The following is a 21141-nucleotide window of genomic DNA, read 5'->3' as shown; positions in this document are numbered from 1 at the left end:
ATTGAATGAATCTTGAAAGGAAATCATTTGTATACCACCTAAAATGTTTTATTACCACAATTATAAAATAAAAAGCAGTTGAAGAGTTGATAAAATCAACCTACAACTGCTATAAAACAAGGGACTTTTTCAGTGCCCTCCGCGAATGCGCCGAGGAGGCTCACCGACCGCCCGCGGAAAGCGAAGTGCCTGGAACGGAAATCAACAGGCAAGTTTAACAAAGCCATTTTAATAGTAAGGAAAATGCTCATTATTATTACCACTAACAGTTAAGGTCGTCATAAAGCCGACACATATGATCGTAAGAAGGGAATAAAAAAAATTTTCTAAACCGACTATTTGAATGCCGCTCGTTATGACTAGACCATCAATTAAGAATATAATGATACCTACATTTATTGAAGTAAATTTGGTTAGAATCTGAGCCAGTAAATCAGTCCCACCCGTACTTGTTTCATAACGAAGCATAAGACCGATGCCAATGCCGACAAGTAATCCACCAATTATTGTACTTGGTAATATACCCAATTGTATTTTACCGTTCATAAATGAAAGAAAATCAATACAAAACGAAGAAATGATCAGTCCGTGGAGGCTATAGTAGAAGTAGCGTCGCTCAAAAAACCAGGCTAAGACATATAAAGGTAGACTTAAAAGGATAATACTTAGACCAGTCGGCCATCCGTAAAAATAATGAATGAGTAGCCCTATGCCGATTACCCCTCCGTCTAGTAAGTGATAGGGAACTAAAAATCCATTTACCCCAAGACTCAATAGCAAACTCCCAAGCAGCATAGCTGCAATTTTTTCCTTCACAATCTCACCTCAAAACTTGTCCTCTAACATAAAAATATGAAAATTCGAGGCATTTAGAAGTGATATCACCAAAAAAATGACTATTATAAAGGATTAAAAAAAATAACCAGGAGAAAAAATTCCTGGTTGTTTTTTTAAAAGAAGATATTCAGAATAAAATAAATTATACCTGCTAACAAGGAAGTTATTGGTAATGTAATGACCCAGGTAATTAACATCCGCTGAGCAGTACCCCATTTTACTCCTTTAAGACGATGCGAAGCACCTACACCAAGTATCCCTGAAGAGATGACGTGTGTAGTACTGACAGGTAAGTGGATGTAGGTGGCCCCGAAAATGATCGCTGCACCCGTTAAATCCGCTGCAACACCATTAATCGGACGGATCTTCATAATTTTCCCGCCTACTGTTTTAATGATCTTCCATCCGCCTATCGAGGTACCAAGTCCCATTGCAATCGCACAAGAGAGCTGTACCCAAAAAGGAACCTCATCAGTATGCAGATAACCATTAGCTAACAGAGCCATGGTGATAATCCCCATGGATTTTTGTGCATCATTTGTTCCGTGTGAATAGGACTGTAATGCCGCAGTAGCAATCTGTATAAAACGAAAGTTTCGGTTTGTCTTTGTTAAATTGAAGTTCTTAAACACGACTTTAAAAATGCTGTAAACAATATAACCAACTGTGAAAGCTAAGATCGGTGATAGGACTAATGCTTCAAGGATTTTTATAAAACCTTCTGCTTTTATTACGTCAAATCCTTTGGCAGCAATAGCCGCACCAGCAATAGAACCAATAATTGCATGGGAAGAGCTGCTTGGAATACCGTAATACCATGTGAGTAAGTTCCAAATAATAGCCGATAGCAGCGCCGCAAAAATAACAATTGATCCGGTATGACCACCAGTTAGTGAGAATGGATCAACAATATCCTTAGATATGGTTTTGGCTACACCTGTGAATGTCAAAGCACCAACAAAATTCATAACGGCTGCCAGCAAAATTGCTTGGCGTGGCTTTAGGGCTTTTGTTGATACAGAGGTAGCGATTGCATTTGCAGTATCATGGAATCCATTTATAAAGTCAAATGCAAGGGCACCAATTACAATTAAAATCGTTAGAATTAATACAACACTCATATTTTTGCTCCTTAAGCATTTTTCATGATAATGGTTTCAAGTGTATTAGCAACGGTTTGGCAATAGTCTGCGATATCTTCAAGATTTTCGTAGATTTCTTTATATTGAATGATACGGATTGGATCTTTTTCAACCGTAAATAAATTTTTAATCGACTGGCGTAAGATATTATCACAGTTGGATTCATAATCTTTTATTTTAATCGCATGTTCTCTTATTTGTTGTAACTTTTTATTTGAAAGCAGTTCAACCGCTTTGTCAATTTCATGAACACTGGCTTGAATAGCATCGACAAATTTCTTCATATAGTCATCTGCATTCGTAATCGAGTACATTTCAAATAATGCCGAACATCCTTCAAGTCCATCCAGTACATCATCCATACTCATCGCTAGATGAAGAATATCTTCACGTTCAATTGGAGTGATGAAGGCATCATTCAATTCTTTGATTACTTCATGTACGAATGAATCTCCTTTGGTTTCAAGTTCCTTCATTTTCTCTGAGAAAATTTTCAAATCACTCACATTTTTTAATTTATAATCTGTGAAGAAATTTGCACTTTCTTTAAGGTTCGTAGAAATATTACTAAGTAATGCCATAAATTTATCAGTTTTTTTAAATGCCATGTAATTACCCCCATTTTAATTTAAAACGTCTTGTAGACCAACTTAGATATTTTATCTGAAAAATGTCGAAGAAAGAAACAAATTCTATGTAACTTTACAAAAACTTAACATTAGAATTTTTTGAATAGTTCATTTTTAAGATGGAGACCTTTTTACTTTTACCTAAATTCATTGATTTATGTATTAAAGGAAGGTTGTAAGATTTTTTCTTTTCTGAGTATAAAAATGAAAATAGGGTACTTTATAAGTACAGGTAGCATGAAAATTAAGTTGCTTTTCCAATACTGCCTGAGACAAATAATTGAATACTAAAAAGGAGTGTTCTAAATGAGTTTCATTTGGGCATTAATTATTGGTGGGATTATTGGATGGTTAGCAGGCCTCATCGTTGGAAGAGATATACCGGGCGGCATCATTGGTAACATCATAGCTGGATTTGTTGGGGCGTGGCTTGGGACAGCGATTTTAGGTAACTGGGGGCCGCATGTGGCTGATTTTGCAATAGTACCTGCAATCATTGGTTCTGCAGTACTGGTATTGCTGCTAAGCTTCATTTTGAGAGCCTTTAGAAGAACAGATAAATAACCATTGAAAAAGCCTCCTAAATCAGGAGGCTTTTTCAATGGTTTGTGGTTCAATAACCTAAATTGAATATATGTCAATATCTTTAAAAATAGCAGGTTGATCTAAAAATGGAGCATGACATACAATTTTATCCTGAGTAAATGGGTGAATCAACTCAAGCTTTGCTGCATGTAGTGCTTGTCTTTTAATAATTGCTTTCCCGCCATACAAAGTATCTCCAACTAAAGGATGTCCGAGATGACTTAAGTGAACTCTGATTTGATGGGTTCTCCCAGTATCGAGCCAACATTTAACATAGGATTGTTGTTTGTCTTTGTCTGCCTTTAAGACCATGTAATGGGTAAGTGCCTCTTGACCTGTTGGAGAAACTCTTCTTTTGGTTGCATGATGGCGGTCACGGCCGATTGGATCCTTAATTGTTCCGCTTCTATGTTTAACTATCCCATGAACCAAAGCAATGTAGGTTCTTTTAATCTCCCGTTTTTCGAGCATATTGTCCAAAATAGCACCAGCTAAAGCATGTTTAGCAAAAAGGATGGCACCTGATGTATCGCGATCTAATCGATGAACCTGCCGAATGTTTCTTATTTCCCCATTTGATTGCAGATAAAATTGCACCGCATTAACAAGGGTATATAGATCGGCGTTTGGGTCATTCGGATGGGTATTCATAAATGGCGGTTTGTTAAGAACCAATACATGGTCATCTTCATAAAGGATGTCGACATCTATATAGTTTGGTGTGATTAGTAATTCTTCTTCCTCAAAAAGTTTAACTTGCAGCTTCGAACCATGACTAAGAGGGATATTCCAGTTAGCCTGATCCCCATTTAGTAAAACCTTATTTTCCATTCTAAAAGAATGAGTTAATTTTTTGGGGGCTCCCCATACGTTTCGAAAAATATCAGCAATGGTATTTCCATTCCATTCCAAAGGAATCGTTAGTTGAAACCATTCACCCATTCGCATTGTTTTTAGCATTTAATTCTCCTTCAGGTTATAATTACCACCGTAAATACAGTCTTTGTTATGTTATTCTTATGATATACAATCAGACAGAAATAAGCGATGGCAAAGGTGGGTTAAAAGTGAAAATTGTTTTTGCCTCCACACCAAGTCAGGAAGAAGAAATTAATGAACTGGTGAGGTACATCTATTCGGATATTTTTCCTCTTTACTATACCGATGAGGAAATTAATCAATTTGAACAGTTAAAGGTTTTGCATACATCTGAAGATTTTAATACATTAAAAGATGCCTTTCAGGTAATGACAAGTATTCAAACATTAATCTCTATTCTTGAGGCCTCTCAACTTGATGTTCAGTATACATTATTATTTAATAAGAATGTTGAGACCTTAGAGGAATTTGGATTATTTTTTCCATTTAAATATGAACATTTTGAAGAGGCAAAATGTATCAGAGCAAACATGCTAAGTATTTATTCTAATGCTGATAATGAGTTGCTAGTATAATAAACAAAAAAGTCTGCAAAATTGCAGGCTTTTATTTTTTTTCTATTAGTAATGAGTAATTTTAAGGTAATATAGTAAAAGGAAAGAAATTAACAATTATATATTACTGCGAAAATTGTCGGCTAATTTCAGTAGATTTTTAAAGGAGTAACAAACATGAAATTAGAAACAATATAGAGTAGACAGAAACTGGAGGGGACACCTATGGATTGGAAGAAGAAAGCAAAAAGTTGGATAGAATTTGAAGGATTAGATGCTGAATTAAGAAATCAATTAACAGAAATAGTGAAGAATGAAGGGCAGCTAGAAGAGGTTTTTTATAAGAATTTAGAATTTGGAACTGGTGGTATGAGAGGCGAAATCGGAGTTGGTACTAACCGAATGAATCTTTATACTGTGCGCAAAGCCTCAGCTGGTTTAGCGGGATACATAGAAAACCAAGGTATAGAAGCGAAACAACGCGGTGTTGTGATTGCTTTTGATTCCCGTCATAAGTCACCAGAATTTGCAATGGAGGCCGCTAAAACGTTAGCCTCAAAAGGAATCCAAACATATGTATTTGAAGAATTAAGGCCTACCCCTGAATTATCATTTGCGCTAAGATATTTAAATGCCTTTTCAGGAATTGTCATCACTGCAAGCCATAATCCGCCTGAATATAACGGATTTAAGGTATATGGTTCAGATGGCGGCCAACTTCCTCCAGATGGAGCAGATAAGGTTATTGCCAAGGTAAATGAGATCGAGAATGAATTACTAATTGAGGTTGATAGTGAAGCAAACTTAAGAGCTGCCGGATTAATTAAAACGATCGGTGCTGAAATTGATAATGCTTATATTGAGAAATTAAGAACTATTTCAGAGAATCCAAACCTTGCTGAAGAAACTGATATTAAAATCGTCTTTACCCCTTTACATGGAACTGCTAATAAGCCTGTCCGTGCGGCTTTATCTGCATTGGGCTATAAAAATGTAACAATCGTTAAAGAACAAGAACTTCCAGATCCGGAATTCTCGACTGTAAAAAGTCCTAACCCTGAAGAACATGCAGCCTTTGAATTGGCCATTCGTGATGGAAAAGAAGTAGGAGCGGATCTTCTCATTGCTACAGATCCCGATGCCGATCGATTAGGTATTGCTGTGCGCAATCCTGAAGGAGAATATGTTGTTCTTACAGGAAACCAAACAGGTGCTTTGTTACTTGATTACATTATCACACAGAAAAAGGAAAAAGGAACACTCCCGGAAAATGGAGTTGTTTTAAAAACTATTGTTACATCAGAAATTGGCAGGAAAATTGCTACAGCTTTTGATTTAGAAACAGTTGATGTCTTAACCGGATTTAAATTTATCGCTGAAAAGATCAATGAATATGAGGCATCAGGTGATCGGAAATTCCTATTTGGATATGAAGAATCCTATGGCTATTTAATTGGGGACTTTGCTAGGGATAAGGATGCAGTCCAAGCGGCTCTACTAGCAACCGAAGTGTGTGCTTTTTATAAGAAACAAGGAAAAACCCTCTATCAAGGAATGATGGAAGTATTTGAAAAGTATGGTTATTACCAAGAAGGCCTACGTTCCTTAACCTTAAAAGGAAAGGAAGGGGCGGAGACAATCCAACAATTATTGGCTTCTTTCCGATCAGAGCCAATTACGAGTCTTGGAAACTTGACTACCTTCACGACGGAGGATTACTTAACAAGCATCCGTGTAAAGAATAATGGAGAAGAAGAAATTGATTTACCAAAATCGAATGTTTTAAAATATACTTTCGAGGATGGTTCATGGGTTTGTTTAAGACCATCAGGAACAGAGCCGAAGGTGAAATTCTATTTTGGAGTCAATAGTAAAAGTTTAGAAGAAAGCAAGATAAAACTAAAATCGATTGAAAATGATTTTATGGCTTTAGTTGACGATAAAATGAAAATGGTTCAAGAAATTTAATCCCATTTTAATAAGATCTAAGAACATCATCATGAAAAGAATAAATTAAAACACGGCTTCCATTTCAGGAAGCCGTGTTTTTTTGGTGGAATTCTTCGGTCCGGTTGTAAAAAGTTTCTCAGGCAGAAATTGTATTCACTTATCATTTTAGGAAAGACTATACATCGGTATCTCATTAGGGTCAGGCTCTACGGTTTCATTCGCATGGTCAATGTAGCGAAGAAGGTTATATAGTTTGGTTTCAATTACACTGTAATCACGTTCGAAATTGTAGGCATGCAGGAATTGTTCAATTCTTTTCGATAAAAATTGGTCTTTTGTTCGTACCATTAAAATCAGCAAATTATCCCACTCAGATCGATGTGTATAATATAAAGCTCGATCATAATCCATTTTATTCATTTTTTTTATCTCCTCCTTATTAGGAGTTGAGATTATTGTATGATATTTAGACGATAACTTTCACAGCAAATGTTGGACACCCATTGTTTACGCGTTTTTCAACATTTACCTGTATATATTCTTGTCATTATGAACAAGGCGGAGGCGCTATGGTTAAAATTATAATTTGTGTCATGCTCTTTTTATCCCTACAACTGGAAAATGTCGCAAGCGCTAAAATTGTCAAAGCTGATAAACCGTATACTTATGAAATGTTAGAAAATGACCTTTCAATAATTAACGAAAAGTATCAAGAGAAAATAAAAATCAAATCGATCGGAACGTCTCACTTTGGGCGGGATATTTGGGCAATCAAGCTCGGAAAGGGCAAGAAAAATGTGGTTTTGATTGGCTCGCATCATGGGCGGGAGTGGCTGACAAGCTTAATGTTAATGAAAATGCTTGAGTCTTATGCAGCTTCCTATGAGGAGAAGGGCCTTTTCGGATTTAAATCCAATCATATTCTTAATGAAGTATCATTATGGTTTGTGCCAATGTTAAATCCAGATGGAGTGGCCATTCAACAGAATGATCTTAAAAGTTTTCCATCTACACATCAGAAACTTTTGGTGAAAATAAATGAAGGATCAGATAACTTTAACCGATGGAAAGCAAACGGCATGGGCATAGATTTAAATAGGCAATATCCAGCTGGGTGGGAAAATCTTAATCCTGATCCTGTTTCACCCTCCTATAAACTTTATAAAGGAAAACAACCATTAGAATCAAAAGAAGTACTCTCCTTAACGAAATTTATTAAGGAAATTAACCCTTCAATTGCAGTTGCTTATCATACAGCGGGAAGAGAAATTTATTGGAATTATAAAAATGGCAAGCATCTTACACGTGATAAACTTGTTGCTAAAAAAATTTCGAAATTAACTGGCTATAAATTAGCCAAACCTGAAAAAAACGCAGTGGGAGGCGGTTTCACGGATTGGTTTATCACTACTTATCACAGACCGGCCATGACCATTGAAATTAGTTATTTAGTTGGCGAAACAAATCCCCCCATCTCAATTTTTAAACAGGAATGGAAACGGAATCGACATGTTGGCTTGAAGCTTGCAGTGGAAGCCAAAAAAATCTCTGATTAAAGCAATACTAGCCTATTGTTTTTTCTATCTTGTTTCATCATTCCCCTTTTTCCTTCATACATTGTGGTAAGAGGAAAAGGGGGAATGGCAAAATGGATGTGGAAGGTCGTAATTCACTCGAATATGCGATCAGTGAAATCACTGAAATAGCAACCGGGTTTGGTTTGGATTTTTATCCAATGCGTTATGAAATCTGTCCTGCCGAAATTATTTATACATTTGGGGCTTATGGTATGCCAACCCGATTTTCACATTGGAGCTTCGGCAAGCAATTCCACAAAATGAAACTTCATTATGATTTAGGGCTGAGTAAAATTTATGAATTAGTTATCAATTCAAATCCATGCTATGCTTTTTTGCTTGATTCCAATACACTTATTCAAAATAAACTAATTGTTGCCCATGTTTTAGCACACTGTGACTTCTTTAAAAATAATGTTCGTTTTCAAAATACAAAACGTGATATGGTCGAAAGTATGGCTGCCACAGCAGAAAGAATTCATCAATATGAAGTTCAATATGGTAAAAAAGAGGTGGAAACCTTTTTAGATGCGGTATTGGCTATTGATGAACATATAGACCCATCGCTTATGAGGCCTAAGTTATCTTGGTCCATTGGAGACGACGAGGAAGATGATGACCTAGAGCTTCAAGTAGCAACGCCATACGATGATCTATGGAGATTGGATGAAAAAGATAAAAAGGAGACCAATCAACCGCGGAAAAAGAAATTTCCTCCAAGGCCAGAAAAGGATCTGTTGCTATTTATTGAAACATATAGCAGAGAGTTAGAGGATTGGCAGCGGGATATCTTAACTATGATGCGGGAGGAAATGCTCTACTTCTGGCCGCAGCTTGAAACGAAAATTATGAACGAAGGCTGGGCTTCCTATTGGCATCAACGAATTTTACGGGAAATGGATTTAACGAGCGGTGAGGCAATCGAGTTTGCTAAATTGAATGCGGGAGTTGTACAGCCATCAAAAACGGGCATTAATCCTTATTACCTTGGAATAAAGATTTTTGAGGATATTGAAGAACGCTATAACAATCCAACCGAAGAGATGAAGCGAAGAGGCGTGGTTCCAGGATCAGGGCGGGAAAAAATGTTTGAGGTCCGTGAAGTAGAATCCGATATATCTTTTCTTCGCAATTACTTAAATAAGGACCTTGTCATGCGAGAAGATATGTATCTTTTCCAAAAACAAGGAAGAGACTACAAAATTGTTGATAAACAATGGGAACAGATTCGTGATCAACTTGTAAATATGCGCGTAAATGGAGGTTTCCCTTACATCACTGTCAATGATGGCGATTATTTAAAAAATGGGGAACTATATCTAAAACACTGGTATGAAGGGGTGGAACTCGACGTTAAATATCTAGAAAAAGTTCTTCCGTATATCCAACAGCTTTGGGGCAGACCTGTTCATATCGAATCGATGATTGAAGATAGAAAAATGTTATTTTCTTATGATGGTAAAGGAGTCCATCGTAAATATTTGTAATTTCTTGAGGCTATCTTGTACTATCAAGATAGCCTATTTTTATTTATGCGTAATAGGAGAGAGGAAATCATTTCATGAATGTATTTGTTAATGTTGTTAAAACTATTCTTAAAAAGGGGATAAATAAATGAAACAAGCTCTTAACTCTAAAGTTCTTTCAGTTTTAGAAGACAAGATTCAATTAATAAAAACAGAAAAAGGTGCGATATATTTAGTAGGACCGATCCGGCTTCCCGTTAATTTATACGGAGAAACAGTTGTCTTCAAATGGTATTGTTGGCTAAATTGTGATGAGGTAACAGAGGATTTTGAAAGAATTATTGATAAGTTATCTTCTGCAAATTTAGCAGAGTTTCAACAATCAAGCGTTTTAGTATATGGTGACTTTGAATATGAAGATGATGTCATTATTAGAATGCATTCCATCTGCCATACGGGAGATATATTTGGAAGCAAGCGATGTGATTGTGGATTCCAATTAAAACAATCAATGAAAATGATCTCCGAACATGGAACAGGGGCATTATTTTATCTAGCTAACCACGAAGGAAGAGGAATTGGCTTATTCAGTAAGGCAATGGCATATGTTCTTCAAGAAAACGGCTATGACACGGTTGAAGCAAATGAAGGCCTTGGTTTTGTCGATGATTCTAGAAACTATGGGGATGCTATTCAAGTCCTTAAAGCATTACGCTCTAAACCAGTCACACTTATGACTAACAATCCAAAAAAATTGGAAGCATTAAAAAGTGCTGGTTTAGTGGTAGCAGGCAGAAAGCCTTTGTGGGGAGATGTATCAGAGTATAACGAAAAATACCTGCAGACAAAAGTAAATAAGTCAGGTCATATAGGAGATAAGGGGACTTGTCCAAATGACTAACCATGAGTTCTATATGGAGTTAGCTCTTAAAAATGCTAGTGCAATGAAAGGCCAAACAGACCCAAATCCACTAGTAGGGGCTGTGATTGTGAATGATAACCGAGTAGTGGGAATCGGAGCCCATTTAAAAGCTGGCGAGCCTCATGCTGAGATTCACGCTCTCCGTATGGCTGGCGAAGCAGCAAAAGGCGGAACCATTTATGTTACATTAGAACCATGTTCCCACTATGGCAGGACAGGCCCATGTGCTGTTGCAATAGTAGAAGCCGGTATTAAAACAGTCGTAATTGCCACACTTGATCCAAATCCTGTTGTGTCAGGGAATGGAGTAAAAATTCTAAAAGACGCAGGAATTGAAGTAATAATCGGGGTTCATCAAGAGGAATCCCAAAAGATGAATGAAGTATTCAATAAATTCATTGTGGAGAAAAAACCATTTGTCACCTTAAAATCAGGGATTACTTTAGATGGTAAAATAGCCAGTTATGCATCAAACAGTAAATGGATAACTTCGGAACAATCCAGACATGATGTCCATCTTCTGAGAAATGAAAATATGGCTATTCTTGTAGGGGTTAATACAGTAATAAAAGACAACCCAGAATTGACAGCGCGAATTCCAAATGGAAGAAATCCAATTCGTGTTATTTTGGATTCTACTTTAAAGATCCCTATAGATTCAAAAGTTGTAACAGATAACCTTGCTGAAACTTGGATATTTACGTGTCAGAAATATGATCAGGATAAGGAAAAAACATTAAAGTCCTTAGGAATGAAAGTCTTTCCTACCAATGGGGTGGAAAAAGTAGATCCTAAAGATGTCATGGAAATATTAGGTGAGCACCTTATCTCATCCGTATTAATTGAAGGAGGGGGCACCATAAATGCTTCTTTTCTTGAAAATAAATGTATTGATAAAGTAATTCTTTATTTTGCACCCAAATTAATTGGTGGAAAGGATGCACCTACTTTCTTAGAGGGGGCAGGAATAGAGAAAATGTCTGATGCAGTGGATTTAGTGGATACATCGATCATTAAAATTGGAAAAGACTTTAAATTTATTGGCTATCCGATTTATTCAAAAGAGGGAATTATGTGATGAGATTTGGTTTTGATATCGATGATACATTAATAAATCTACGCGAGCATGCCTTTAACATTTACAATCAAAGGTTGAATCAGAATGTTCCGATCGAAGTTTTTCAAAGCTTAAAAAGAGTAGAGATACATGAACCCTTTGGATTAACAGATGAACAAGGGCAAGAAATGTGGCGTAATTCTTTAGAAGAAATTTATTATACGTCATGTCCTGCTTTTCCAGATGCTGTCGAAACTTTACAAGAACTAGAGAAGAAGGGGCATGAAATCTTTTATATTACGGCTAGGCCCAAAGAACATGGGGAAAGAACGAAAGAATGGTTAAAAGAAAACGGTTTTCCTGTTCATGAGGAGAGGTTTTTTTATGGAATGCAGGATCATGAAAAGGTAGAAATCATTAAAAAATTAAAACTCGATTATTATTTTGATGATAAACCAGAGGTTTTAAATACATTATTAAACGAATCAATTAAAATTTTTCTCAGGGATCAATCCTATAATCGGCATTTAAATTTACCGAGAATTATAAATTGGAGTGACCTTGAGGAAACAATTAAAGATAAAGCGAAATAAAAGTCGAGTTTTATTGTGTGTTAAAGCTATCTTGTAAAGACAAGATGGCTTTTTAATATATATAGGTTAAAAATGTGACTATTTAGTTAAATATAATAAAACAAGTTGACACTGATAATCATTCTCTTTATAATCAGAGTTGTGAATGATAATCATTATCAAATATAAAAATTATACAAACCGGGGGAAAATCACAATGTCAATCAAATTTAAACTTCTAGCAGCAATGGCAGCCCTTTCATTAGTTCTTGGAGCTTGTGGGAAAGCGGAAGAAACCGCTAGTAAACCAAAGGTAGAGAACAAGGAAAAAGTATCAGAGAAGAAAGAAGCAGAAGCAGAAGAAAAAGAAAAAGTAGAGTATGCTGATGTATTTAAAGAAGCTATTACGGAACTTGAAAAAGCAAAAGAAGGTAAAGATGTTGATTTTGACAAAGTGACAGATTTATATAATTCGAATTTAAAAGAGTTAGTTCAAAAGAGAGACGCGGAATTTGAAGATACAATTGATGAAAAAATCACTGCAGCTCTATCAGCAGGTAAAGACGGTTCAATGGACAAAGTAGTCGTTAAACAAATCTTTGATAAATTAATGCAAAAGGTATTTTATACATCTATTAAACACGATTTTACAGAAGTAACTGAAAAATGGGGTAAAACTGAAGAAGTCAATGCAGAATTAGAAGAAGCAAAAGGATATTATGCCATTCTAAAATCAACTGTAGAAAAGCGTGATGCTGCCTATGGAACAAACCTTGTCAGTGTAATTGATGGTGGATTTAGCGAAATAGAAACAGCAATTAAAAACAATGATCAACTAAGCTTTAACTTAGGTAAGCAAGTGGTTGACAAAACGTTAATGAAGACCTTCTATCTTGCAACGGGTGCACTTCCAAATGGATATGCAACAAAGGCTGCAGCTGAAGCGGGGAAAGATGCTGCTTTAGCCAAAGTAGAACAGGCAGAAGGCTGGGCATTCTTCCAATCTTTATATAGCTATTTGAACAAACATGCAGCTGATGAAACTGCATTAATTGAAAAACAATTCAATCTTGAATCTGATGTAAAAGCAGTTGATCCAGCTGCTGTTAATAAAGCTTTTGTTCGTGGTTTTGCAAAAATTGCCATTTCTGAGTATGGTGAGAGTAAAGAATTATTAGGTGAAGATAAAGCTGTTATCACTGGTTTAGAGGGTGCGTTATTCATCGATATCATCGGCGAAGATATCAAGCCCCTTCTTGGAGAAGATGGTTATAAGACATTAACTGAAAAAGCACAGAAATATGTTGAAACAGCAAAAGCCAAAGATAAAGCTGCTGGTGAAGCACAATTGAACGAGTTAATTTCCACTCTGAATACTATCGTAGAAAAAGCGAAATAATGCAGAGGAAAAACCTTGTTAACTTACGCAAGGTTTTTCCTTTTTTCTCTGATATGAGAGAATAATGTACATAATAAGTCGTGATGACCAACTAGGTATAGAGGTGTTATACATTGAAAGTAATTGTTACTGGCGGAGCAGGATTTATTGGCTCCCATCTTACAAGGAAATTGTTAACGGAAGGCCATGAGGTTTTAATCATCGATGAACTGCATCCTTACTATTCTGTTGCTAGGAAAAAACGACAGCTAGAATTTGCACGTGGAGCAGGAGAGTTCGCTTTCTTTCAAAAAAGTCTTCTAAATGACGAAGCGGAAGTAAAGGAAATCTTTCGTTCCTACAAGCCAGAAATGGTAATACACCTAGCGGCCATTCCTGGAGTATCACATTCAATAGCGGCCCCGAATGAGTATGTTGACTACGATATTAAAGCCACCATTAATGCACTGCGATTTGCGGGTCAATCAAACGTAAAACATTTTATTTTTGCTTCTTCCTCATCGGTTTACGGAGAACAAAAGAACGTTCCGCTTCAAGAAGAGATGGCGATGGGAAAGGTGGTATCTCCTTATGCAGCAGCTAAATTTGGGGCTGAATCCTTTTGCCATGCTTATTCTTCATTATTTGACTATAAAATTTCTATCCTTCGCTTTTTTACCGTTTATGGACCCTGGGGTAGGCCAGATATGGCCATTACAGGGTTTATTAAAAATTTGCTGAATAAACAGGAAATTACATTGTTTGGAAATAGAACGGCTAGGGACTATACATATATAGATGATTGTATAACAGGGATCATTAGTGCTTTTAACCAAACTGAAAGGGTCGGTACCTATAATATAGGGTCTGGTAAACCGATTTTTATTGAGGAATTAGTTGAGTATTTAAAACAACATTTTCCTGATATAACTGTAAAACAAGGTGGTTTTCGCCAAGGGGATGTCAATTCCACATGGGCGGATATTTCGAAGGCACATCAACAGCTAGGATTTTCCCCATCTATATCTTTTTCAGAGGGACTTGCTAAAACGATAGAATGGGCCAAAAAGCATGTTTCGGAAATCAGTTAAACGTTTGGTTAAAGTGATGGGATTCATTTTGGCAGGAATTTTTATCCTGTTGTCCTTGCGATATTTTCATGCTGAAAACTTTTTAAATGGGTCCAAAAAATTTTTCTTGGGGAATCCTTTGATTATCATAGTTGTTACCGTGGGTTACCTATCCTCATTTATCCTCAGAGCAGAGGCGTGGAGATTATATCTAGGAAAGAAAGCCAAGTTTATAAGCTGCTTACAAGGCATTCTCTTAAGTCTTTTCGTAAATCATATCACTCCAATAAAGGTTGGGGATGCGGTAAGGGTCGGGGTGTTGTCCTGGAAAGAAAAAAACATAAGTCCTGATATTTCAGCACATTCTGTAGTTGTGCTCAGATCGCTTGATATGTTGTTCCTAATGTTATTTTCCATAATAGGACTTGTTGCTTTTTCCAAAGCGTTTATCTTCCACTTGTCATTAGGAGTATTGCTTATTTTAGGTTTAAGCATTCTAATAGGAGGATTTATAATCTTTAAATACTGTCCACTCTTTGTGGAAAAGCATATCTCATTATTAAGAACAAGCTTTAAGGGCTGGAATTTTGTTTATATTTTTTTCTTGATTGGATTAAGCTGGGCAATGGAATGCGCTGTTTTGTGGGGAGTAACAGCTTCGTTAGGTGATGGTCTTTCTATTTATAAGTCAATTTGGGTCAATTCTATTACTGTCGGTGGGCAGGTATTTCAAATTACACCTGGGGGAATATCTACATACGAATCAGTCATGACTGCGGCTTTAACAAGTTTTGGGTTTCCGACAAAGGATGGATATATGGTTGCTCTTATTAGCCATAGTTATAAGTTTATTTTCTCCTATTTCGTTGGTTTCTTGCTAGTGATTCATTCACCTGCATCAAATTTTAAACAAATAAAAGTGTTTCTAAGAATGAGAGGAAGACAAAAATGAAAAAAGCATCTTCTTTTGAAAAAGTGGCGGCAAGGTGTTGGAACCTTCTGAATGAAGGGAAGCCGTTTACTCCAATATTTACAATCGGTACCATGTTGATTTATTCCCTGTCTAAGTTGGGATCCCCTTCTTACAGTTTAGATCTATTCTTAGGGTTATTAGCCATCTTACCTCTATTAATTATTTACTACCTGTACGATTATCCATTATTTCTTAGAAACTATTTATGGATCCCATTTACGGCCTTTCTTATCATTTGGGATCATGTAAATCTTAGTTTGCTTTTTACTGGCATTGGTTTATATTTCTTCTTTACAGTCTTTTTTTGGGGCACATTTTATTATCATTTGCGCATCGGTACCTCATGGCTGAATTTTACCCGGTTCTGGAAACTCGTTTTAAAAAATAGTGATTCAACAAGTGGGAATGCCCAAGAACAACTGCCAAAGTTTCTTTTGTTATTATCACTTTGGAATTTGACTATTGAGAAGCAAACCTGGTCGGGAAGTGAAATTGGAGTCATCGTATTCTTCTATTTAGGAATTCTATTGTTTTCTTGGATTCTTCATAAAAATCTGTTCGATTGGAAGCCGAAGATTATCCCTACCTTTACTTCTAATGTGGAGGAGCGGACAGATGCCATTAATAAGAAAGTTATTGTTATGGTCATTGACGGAATGAGGAAAGAGCGTTTTGAAGAAGCGAACACTCCCTTTCTCGACTATTTGAGAAAAAATGGAACAGACTATACTAGAATGGAAACCGTATATCCAGCAAGAACTGTCGTTTGTTTTTCATCGATGTTTTCAGGGACTTACCCATTTGAACATGGAATCAAGTCGAATATGGTTTGGAAGCAGGGTATTAAAGTAGAGAGCGTATTTGACACATTAAGAAAAGTAGGGAAAAAGGGTTCATTATTAGCGGTAGCCCATCTCGTTGATTCCTTTGGAAAGGATGTAGAGACATTCACAGCCGTAATGCACAATAATGTTGTCGATCGTAAAATTATTGATCGGGCGAAAAATATCATGGAAGAACAGGATCCCGATTTGCAAATTGTGCAATTAATAAGTACTGACCAAACTGGACATAGCCGAGGAGTATTATATAACGAATATATTCAAAAAATCGAAGAGGCTGACGCCTTAGTTAAAGAATATTTTGAGTGGTTAAAAGATAAAGGTAAGCTTGAAAATTATACGTTTATTGTTTGTGCTGACCATGGTCAAGCTGATGGGATTGGAGGACATGGCCACCTCGATGAAGGTGAAAGATTCGTACCGTTCTTTATGTATGGTCCGTCTATTGAAACAGGAAAAAGTGTGGAGGAAAAGCATAGTTTGGTTTCCCTCGCTTCAACGATTTCCTATTTGTTGGGGGCACCATATCCTAGTCACAGCCGTGGACCAGTATTAATAGAGGCAGTAAGGAAGGATGTTTAATCAATGGAGCAGCAAAAAGTAATTGTCTTTCTTCCAGCTTTCAATGAGGAAGAGTCGATTGCCCAAGTCATTCAAAAAATACCAAGAGATTTCGATCCAAAGGTGAAGGTAGAGGTTTTAGTGATAAATGATGGCTCTAATGATCGAACGGTTGAGCAGTCCTGGAAAGCAGGGGCAGATTATGTCCATACCTTTGCTAAAAACCTTGGATTAGGTGCTGCTGTTCGTAAAGGGCTGGAGCTTTGTGTTTTAAATGGAGCAGATATTGGTGTCATGATTGATGCTGATAATGAATACCCTGCTGATCAGATTCCTGATATTGTCAAACCCATCTTAATGGGAACAGCTGATTATGTAATGGGTTCCCGTTTCCTTGGAACTATTGAAGGAATGCGGTGGAACAGGAGAATCGGGAATTATTGTTTTACATTTCTACAAGCGCTTATACTAAGAAAATGGATTTATGATGGACAGTCTGGGATGAGAGCTTTTTCTAGACAAGCTATGGAAGAAGCTGAAATTGTTCATGATTACAATTATGCACAAGTTGTTACGCTGAATCTCATTAGAAAAGGCTTTCGGATGAAAGAAGTCCCAATTCGATATCAGGTCCGTAAAGCAGGGGAATCATTTATCAAGTTTCGTAGTTATATGACATCGGTCTTACCCGCCATTTTAAAAGAAATGAGAAGGCCAGTGAAAAAGGTGATCCATAATAGGACAACATCTGGTGCAAGAGACAGGGAATTACACCTTTTGAAAGCAAGGGAGATTAATAAGTAAGATAAATATGATAAATATGTGACATTCTAAATCCTTGCATTGACAGCGAGGATGATAATCATTATCATTATTCATGTAGGAGGGAAATTCTTAATGAAGAAATTTTTTGGATTATTTTTTACTTTCGCATTAATTTTTTACAGCATTCCTTTAAGTAGTGCTTTTGCCTATTCCTATGGTGATCCGAATGAGGAGAAGGTAGCTGAGGTGTACAAAGAAATGGTAGTGAAGCTTGATGAGAATCCTCCCAATTACAATTCTGCCAAAAAAAACTTTGAAACTGTTAAAGAAGAGATTGATATGCATATGGGCCAAGAGCCTGCTAAGCTAATTCTGAGTAACCTTAAAGATAAGGACAAGGAAGCCACCATTAACAATATGGAAAAACTACTGGTTTTAAATATTGCGAGGCGTTTAGAGAGTATTGAAAAGGACTTTGCTGAATATGACACAACGAAAAGACTCCTAGCTAAAGCCTTTGCTACATACGATGCGTTGTCTCCTAAAGTGGAAACTGAAAAACCTGAGAATGATAAGAAAATCAGAACCGATTTTGATCAGGCCCTTGAAGCATTAGGGAATCCTGGATTGTTTGGTGTCGGGAAAAAAGAAGCGAATTTAGACGCATTTAAGGAAAATAAAGACGAGATTTTAAACTCATTAAAAACTGAATTCAACATAAAAAGTCTTGAAGTCGGGCATTTTTCTGAAAGTGCTACAGAATCTGGGACTGTAAAAAAAGACTGGACGGATATTTCGAATATCCGAAACTGGGTACCGCTTGTATTAATCGCAGGTATAATAATAGCGGTAATCATAGTTGTTATCCGCAGAAGAAGAAAATAGAAATTAGGAAACATCACCATTGGGGAGGGACTCGGCTGTGGAAATTCAAGCTCTATTAATCACATTCCGTGAAGTGTTAGAAGCGTTATTGATTGTTGGTATAATAACTACCTATCTAAAAAGAGTGGACCATAAGCAGTACAATAAATATGTTTGGTTAGGAGCAGGTCTTGCCATACTAGCAAGTGTTGGGGTTGCCCTCCTATTCCAAATTGTTTTTACAGGATTCGCTGCAATGGGAAGCGAAATGTATTTGAAAATAGGAATTATGCTCGTTTCGACCGTATTATTAACCCAAATGGTTTTCTGGATGGCAAGCCACAGCCGTGATTTAAAAGGAAATATGGAAGGGAAAATGAATAAATTCATCTCCACAGGTAACGTTGTTGGAATGGTAATCCATTCTTTTCTAGTCGTCCTTCGTGAAGGAGTAGAAACCGTATTCTTTTTTGCTGCAATTACAGGTGGAAACATCGGCGCAGCCATGCAGGGATGGGGCGCGATTACTGGTGTGGTGATAGCAATTATTGTCTCTTATTTGTTCTTTAAAGGAACGATGAGGATTCCTTTGAGCACTTTCTTCAAGTTAACCGGTGCTTTTATTATTCTTATATCTGCTGGACTACTAGTACAAGCGATTTCCATGATGCAGGACCTTAATATCATTGGCAGTGTACTTCCACATGTGTATGATCTTACATGGTTCCTGCCAGAGCATCCGATTGATTACACACATTACCTTCGTGATACTGGTTCGGCTCCGATATTATCCGGGGATATTGGAATATTTCTAAAAGCTCTGTTTGGCTATTCTTCTATGCCTTCTATTGAAGAAATATTGGCTTATATCGGATACTTTGTCGCAATTTTATTGCTTACCTCTTCCAAACCTGCAGGAAGCAAGCAAACAAATAAAACGAATGCAAAGACAACTAAAATTCTTGAGACACAAGTGAAATGAATTTTTGAACATAAAAAGTACAAGGCCGATGCCTTGTACTTTTTCTCTAGATTAGGTGGTGGATATTTATTGTTCAAAAGTGGTTTAAAAGGGCCCTTTTTATTAGTGATAAGTGTTGCAGCTATAATTATTGTTTTTATATCCCAACTGTATTTTATTAATCCATATACCTCCTCATGGGATCAGGTAGATTTTGCACTGGCCGTGAAGCGCTATGATTTAATGGCTATGCAGCCGCACTTCCCTGGATATCCCTTTTTTATTTTAGGAGGGAAATTCATTCATCTGTTTGTAATGGACCCATCAAAAGCATTAACGATTTTTAATGTCTTTTGTTATGCTAGTTCTGTTTTTCCCATGTATAAGTTGTCCAGGAGATTCATACAAAGATCATTTGCTAGTTTATCTACAGCACTTATTTATTCAGCAAGCTACAGTGTTATAATCGTTAATCAGCCAATGTCAGAAGGCGCGGCACTGGCAGCATTTTGGTGGTATTTATGGAGCCTTCTATTGGCTTTAAACAAAAAAGATTCAAGAGCAATCTTAATACCATTAGGTTTTTTGAGTCTTATGCTAGGAATTCGCCTTTCATACTTACCCTTTGCAATCGGTATAATCTTTCTGTTTTATTGGAAAGTAAAAAAAGATGGATTAAAAATGAAATTGATCATATTTTACTTGATCTCTGGAGTCATCTTTCAAGCAATATGGGTAATTGGTCTTGTCATTTCAGAGGGGAGTATAATCGGTTTTATTAAGCTTTCTTTAGCGTTTACCAGCGGTCATTTCAATGATTGGGGAGGAACGGTAGAGGCAGCTGATATTGGCTTTTTTGATAGATTTATCATTTTTTCCTCAAAGAACATCCTATGGACAGGTATTGCAACTGAATCAGTGCTTAGTGCTGTCATTTATACTTTCCTTCTCATTTATATATTTATTAGGGCGTTCAAAAAAACAAAAAAAAGATGGCCATTTATGAACCTTCTTTATATATTGTTTAGCAGTTATTTTGGTTGGGCACTATTGGCTCAAAATGTAGAAAAAGCAAGGCATGCGCTCCCGCTTGCGGTCTTATTGATATTTTTCCTGTGTATTCGTCTTTTTTCAGAAAGAATCCCTTTTTTAGTCGTGGGACTCAGCATTTTCGTCCTTGGCCATCAGGTAAATCAAAATGTAACCCTATTAGCGACGGAAGCTAAAGAACCTCCAGCTGTTTATAAAATGAATGCATTTATTGAGAAAATGAATGAACCTGTTATACTCTACACATGGGAAGAAACGAGGGTGTTACAGTATTTAGAGGTTCCATATACACACAAAAGGATAGAAACTTATCAATATTTCCGGTATGATGCGAAATATTTCCAAGGCAGGACCGTACTACTTACAGATAAAGTGATTCAAGGATTTAGATCACAAGGTATTTCAATAGATGGGAAAATTAAAAAGGTAGCAGCTTTTCATTCCAACGGGCTTTTTGATCCAGTTTATCATGAAATAATTTTATATAAATGGATGGAGAAATGAACT

The 21141-nt window shown here is 36.5% G+C and carries 21 protein-coding genes; 16 read left to right on the top strand and 5 right to left on the bottom strand.

Annotation, left to right across the window (positions count from 1 at the left end; translation table 11 throughout):
• Positions 1–228: 228 nt before the first annotated feature.
• The 3 genes from J7E66_RS10990 to J7E66_RS10980 form a co-directional block, all read right to left on the bottom strand.
• On the bottom strand, positions 229–816 hold the full coding sequence (locus J7E66_RS10990) for a YitT family protein (protein WP_214999968.1): 588 nt from the start codon (positions 814–816) through the stop codon (positions 229–231).
• Positions 817–950: 134 nt separating this feature from the next.
• On the bottom strand, positions 951–1958 hold the full coding sequence (locus J7E66_RS10985) for an inorganic phosphate transporter (RefSeq protein ID WP_214713288.1): 1008 nt from the start codon (positions 1956–1958) through the stop codon (positions 951–953).
• 11 nt (positions 1959–1969) lie between these two features.
• Complete coding sequence (locus tag J7E66_RS10980; protein WP_214999966.1) at positions 1970–2587, bottom strand: DUF47 domain-containing protein; 618 nt, start codon at positions 2585–2587, stop codon at positions 1970–1972.
• Between the two features lie 327 nt (positions 2588–2914).
• On the opposite strand from J7E66_RS10980, the gene J7E66_RS10975 reads away from it, so the two are divergent.
• Positions 2915–3172, top strand: coding sequence for a GlsB/YeaQ/YmgE family stress response membrane protein (locus J7E66_RS10975; protein ID WP_214999964.1), 258 nt, complete (start codon positions 2915–2917; stop codon positions 3170–3172).
• Positions 3173–3229: 57 nt separating this feature from the next.
• Here J7E66_RS10975 and J7E66_RS10970 read toward each other — a convergent pair whose 3' ends face one another.
• Positions 3230–4153 carry an RluA family pseudouridine synthase gene (locus J7E66_RS10970; protein WP_214999962.1) on the bottom strand — a complete coding sequence of 308 codons (924 nt, stop codon included), beginning with the start codon at positions 4151–4153 and terminating at the stop codon, positions 3230–3232.
• A 107-nt stretch (positions 4154–4260) separates the two neighbouring features.
• Between J7E66_RS10970 and J7E66_RS10965 the strand changes: the two genes are divergently transcribed.
• Both J7E66_RS10965 and J7E66_RS10960 read left to right on the top strand, forming a co-directional pair.
• Positions 4261–4647: a YhcU family protein gene (locus J7E66_RS10965; protein ID WP_214999960.1), complete on the top strand. Its 387-nt coding sequence runs from the start codon at positions 4261–4263 to the stop codon at positions 4645–4647.
• A gap of 204 nt (positions 4648–4851) precedes the next feature.
• On the top strand, positions 4852–6594 hold the full coding sequence (locus tag J7E66_RS10960; RefSeq protein WP_214999958.1) for a phospho-sugar mutase: 1743 nt from the start codon (positions 4852–4854) through the stop codon (positions 6592–6594).
• A 147-nt stretch (positions 6595–6741) separates the two neighbouring features.
• Here the strand turns inward: J7E66_RS10960 and J7E66_RS10955 are convergent, their stop codons facing one another.
• Positions 6742–6996, bottom strand: a complete 255-nt coding sequence (locus tag J7E66_RS10955; RefSeq protein ID WP_088085936.1) for a YhdB family protein — start codon at positions 6994–6996, stop codon at positions 6742–6744.
• A 149-nt stretch (positions 6997–7145) separates the two neighbouring features.
• Here J7E66_RS10955 and J7E66_RS10950 point away from each other — a divergent pair, with 149 nt between their 5' ends.
• From J7E66_RS10950 to J7E66_RS10890, 13 genes are all read left to right on the top strand, one after another.
• Positions 7146–8132 (top strand): M14 family zinc carboxypeptidase, encoded by a 987-nt coding sequence (locus tag J7E66_RS10950; RefSeq protein WP_214999956.1) that lies wholly within the window; start codon positions 7146–7148, stop codon positions 8130–8132.
• 92 nt (positions 8133–8224) lie between these two features.
• Positions 8225–9640 carry a SpoVR family protein gene (locus J7E66_RS10945; protein WP_214999954.1) on the top strand — a complete coding sequence of 472 codons (1416 nt, stop codon included), beginning with the start codon at positions 8225–8227 and terminating at the stop codon, positions 9638–9640.
• Between the two features lie 127 nt (positions 9641–9767).
• Complete coding sequence (locus J7E66_RS10940; protein ID WP_168242372.1) at positions 9768–10520, top strand: GTP cyclohydrolase II; 753 nt, start codon at positions 9768–9770, stop codon at positions 10518–10520.
• Positions 10513–11619: a bifunctional diaminohydroxyphosphoribosylaminopyrimidine deaminase/5-amino-6-(5-phosphoribosylamino)uracil reductase RibD gene (ribD, locus tag J7E66_RS10935; RefSeq protein WP_214999952.1), complete on the top strand. Its 1107-nt coding sequence runs from the start codon at positions 10513–10515 to the stop codon at positions 11617–11619. Before J7E66_RS10940 ends, ribD begins: the two co-directional genes overlap by 8 nt.
• On the top strand, positions 11619–12191 hold the full coding sequence (locus tag J7E66_RS10930; RefSeq protein ID WP_215000009.1) for a 5' nucleotidase, NT5C type: 573 nt from the start codon (positions 11619–11621) through the stop codon (positions 12189–12191). The genes ribD and J7E66_RS10930 overlap by 1 nt, the downstream gene beginning before the upstream one ends.
• 196 nt (positions 12192–12387) lie before the next feature.
• Complete coding sequence (locus tag J7E66_RS10925) at positions 12388–13569, top strand: hypothetical protein (protein WP_214999950.1); 1182 nt, start codon at positions 12388–12390, stop codon at positions 13567–13569.
• Between the two features lie 113 nt (positions 13570–13682).
• Positions 13683–14639, top strand: a complete 957-nt coding sequence (locus J7E66_RS10920) for an NAD-dependent epimerase/dehydratase family protein (protein ID WP_214999948.1) — start codon at positions 13683–13685, stop codon at positions 14637–14639.
• Complete coding sequence (locus J7E66_RS10915; protein WP_214999946.1) at positions 14620–15570, top strand: lysylphosphatidylglycerol synthase transmembrane domain-containing protein; 951 nt, start codon at positions 14620–14622, stop codon at positions 15568–15570. The genes J7E66_RS10920 and J7E66_RS10915 overlap by 20 nt, the downstream gene beginning before the upstream one ends.
• Positions 15567–17015 carry an alkaline phosphatase family protein gene (locus tag J7E66_RS10910; RefSeq protein WP_214999945.1) on the top strand — a complete coding sequence of 483 codons (1449 nt, stop codon included), beginning with the start codon at positions 15567–15569 and terminating at the stop codon, positions 17013–17015. The genes J7E66_RS10915 and J7E66_RS10910 overlap by 4 nt, the downstream gene beginning before the upstream one ends.
• Before the next feature lie 3 nt (positions 17016–17018).
• The gene (locus J7E66_RS10905) at positions 17019–17798 is read left to right on the top strand and encodes a glycosyltransferase family 2 protein (RefSeq protein ID WP_214999943.1); all 780 of its coding nucleotides are present in this window, start codon (positions 17019–17021) and stop codon (positions 17796–17798) included.
• A gap of 93 nt (positions 17799–17891) precedes the next feature.
• Complete coding sequence (locus tag J7E66_RS10900) at positions 17892–18644, top strand: hypothetical protein (RefSeq protein ID WP_214999941.1); 753 nt, start codon at positions 17892–17894, stop codon at positions 18642–18644.
• A 37-nt stretch (positions 18645–18681) separates the two neighbouring features.
• Entirely contained in the window at positions 18682–19605 is a 924-nt protein-coding gene (locus tag J7E66_RS10895; RefSeq protein ID WP_214999940.1) for an FTR1 family iron permease, read from the top strand.
• A gap of 69 nt (positions 19606–19674) precedes the next feature.
• Positions 19675–21138 carry a glycosyltransferase family protein gene (locus tag J7E66_RS10890; protein WP_214999938.1) on the top strand — a complete coding sequence of 488 codons (1464 nt, stop codon included), beginning with the start codon at positions 19675–19677 and terminating at the stop codon, positions 21136–21138.
• Positions 21139–21141 lie beyond the last annotated feature (3 nt).

This window comes from Bacillus sp. ISL-7 (genome assembly GCF_018613065.1).
The sequence above is the reverse complement of the archived record's forward strand: the minus strand, read 5'-3'. Positions and strand labels throughout refer to the sequence as shown.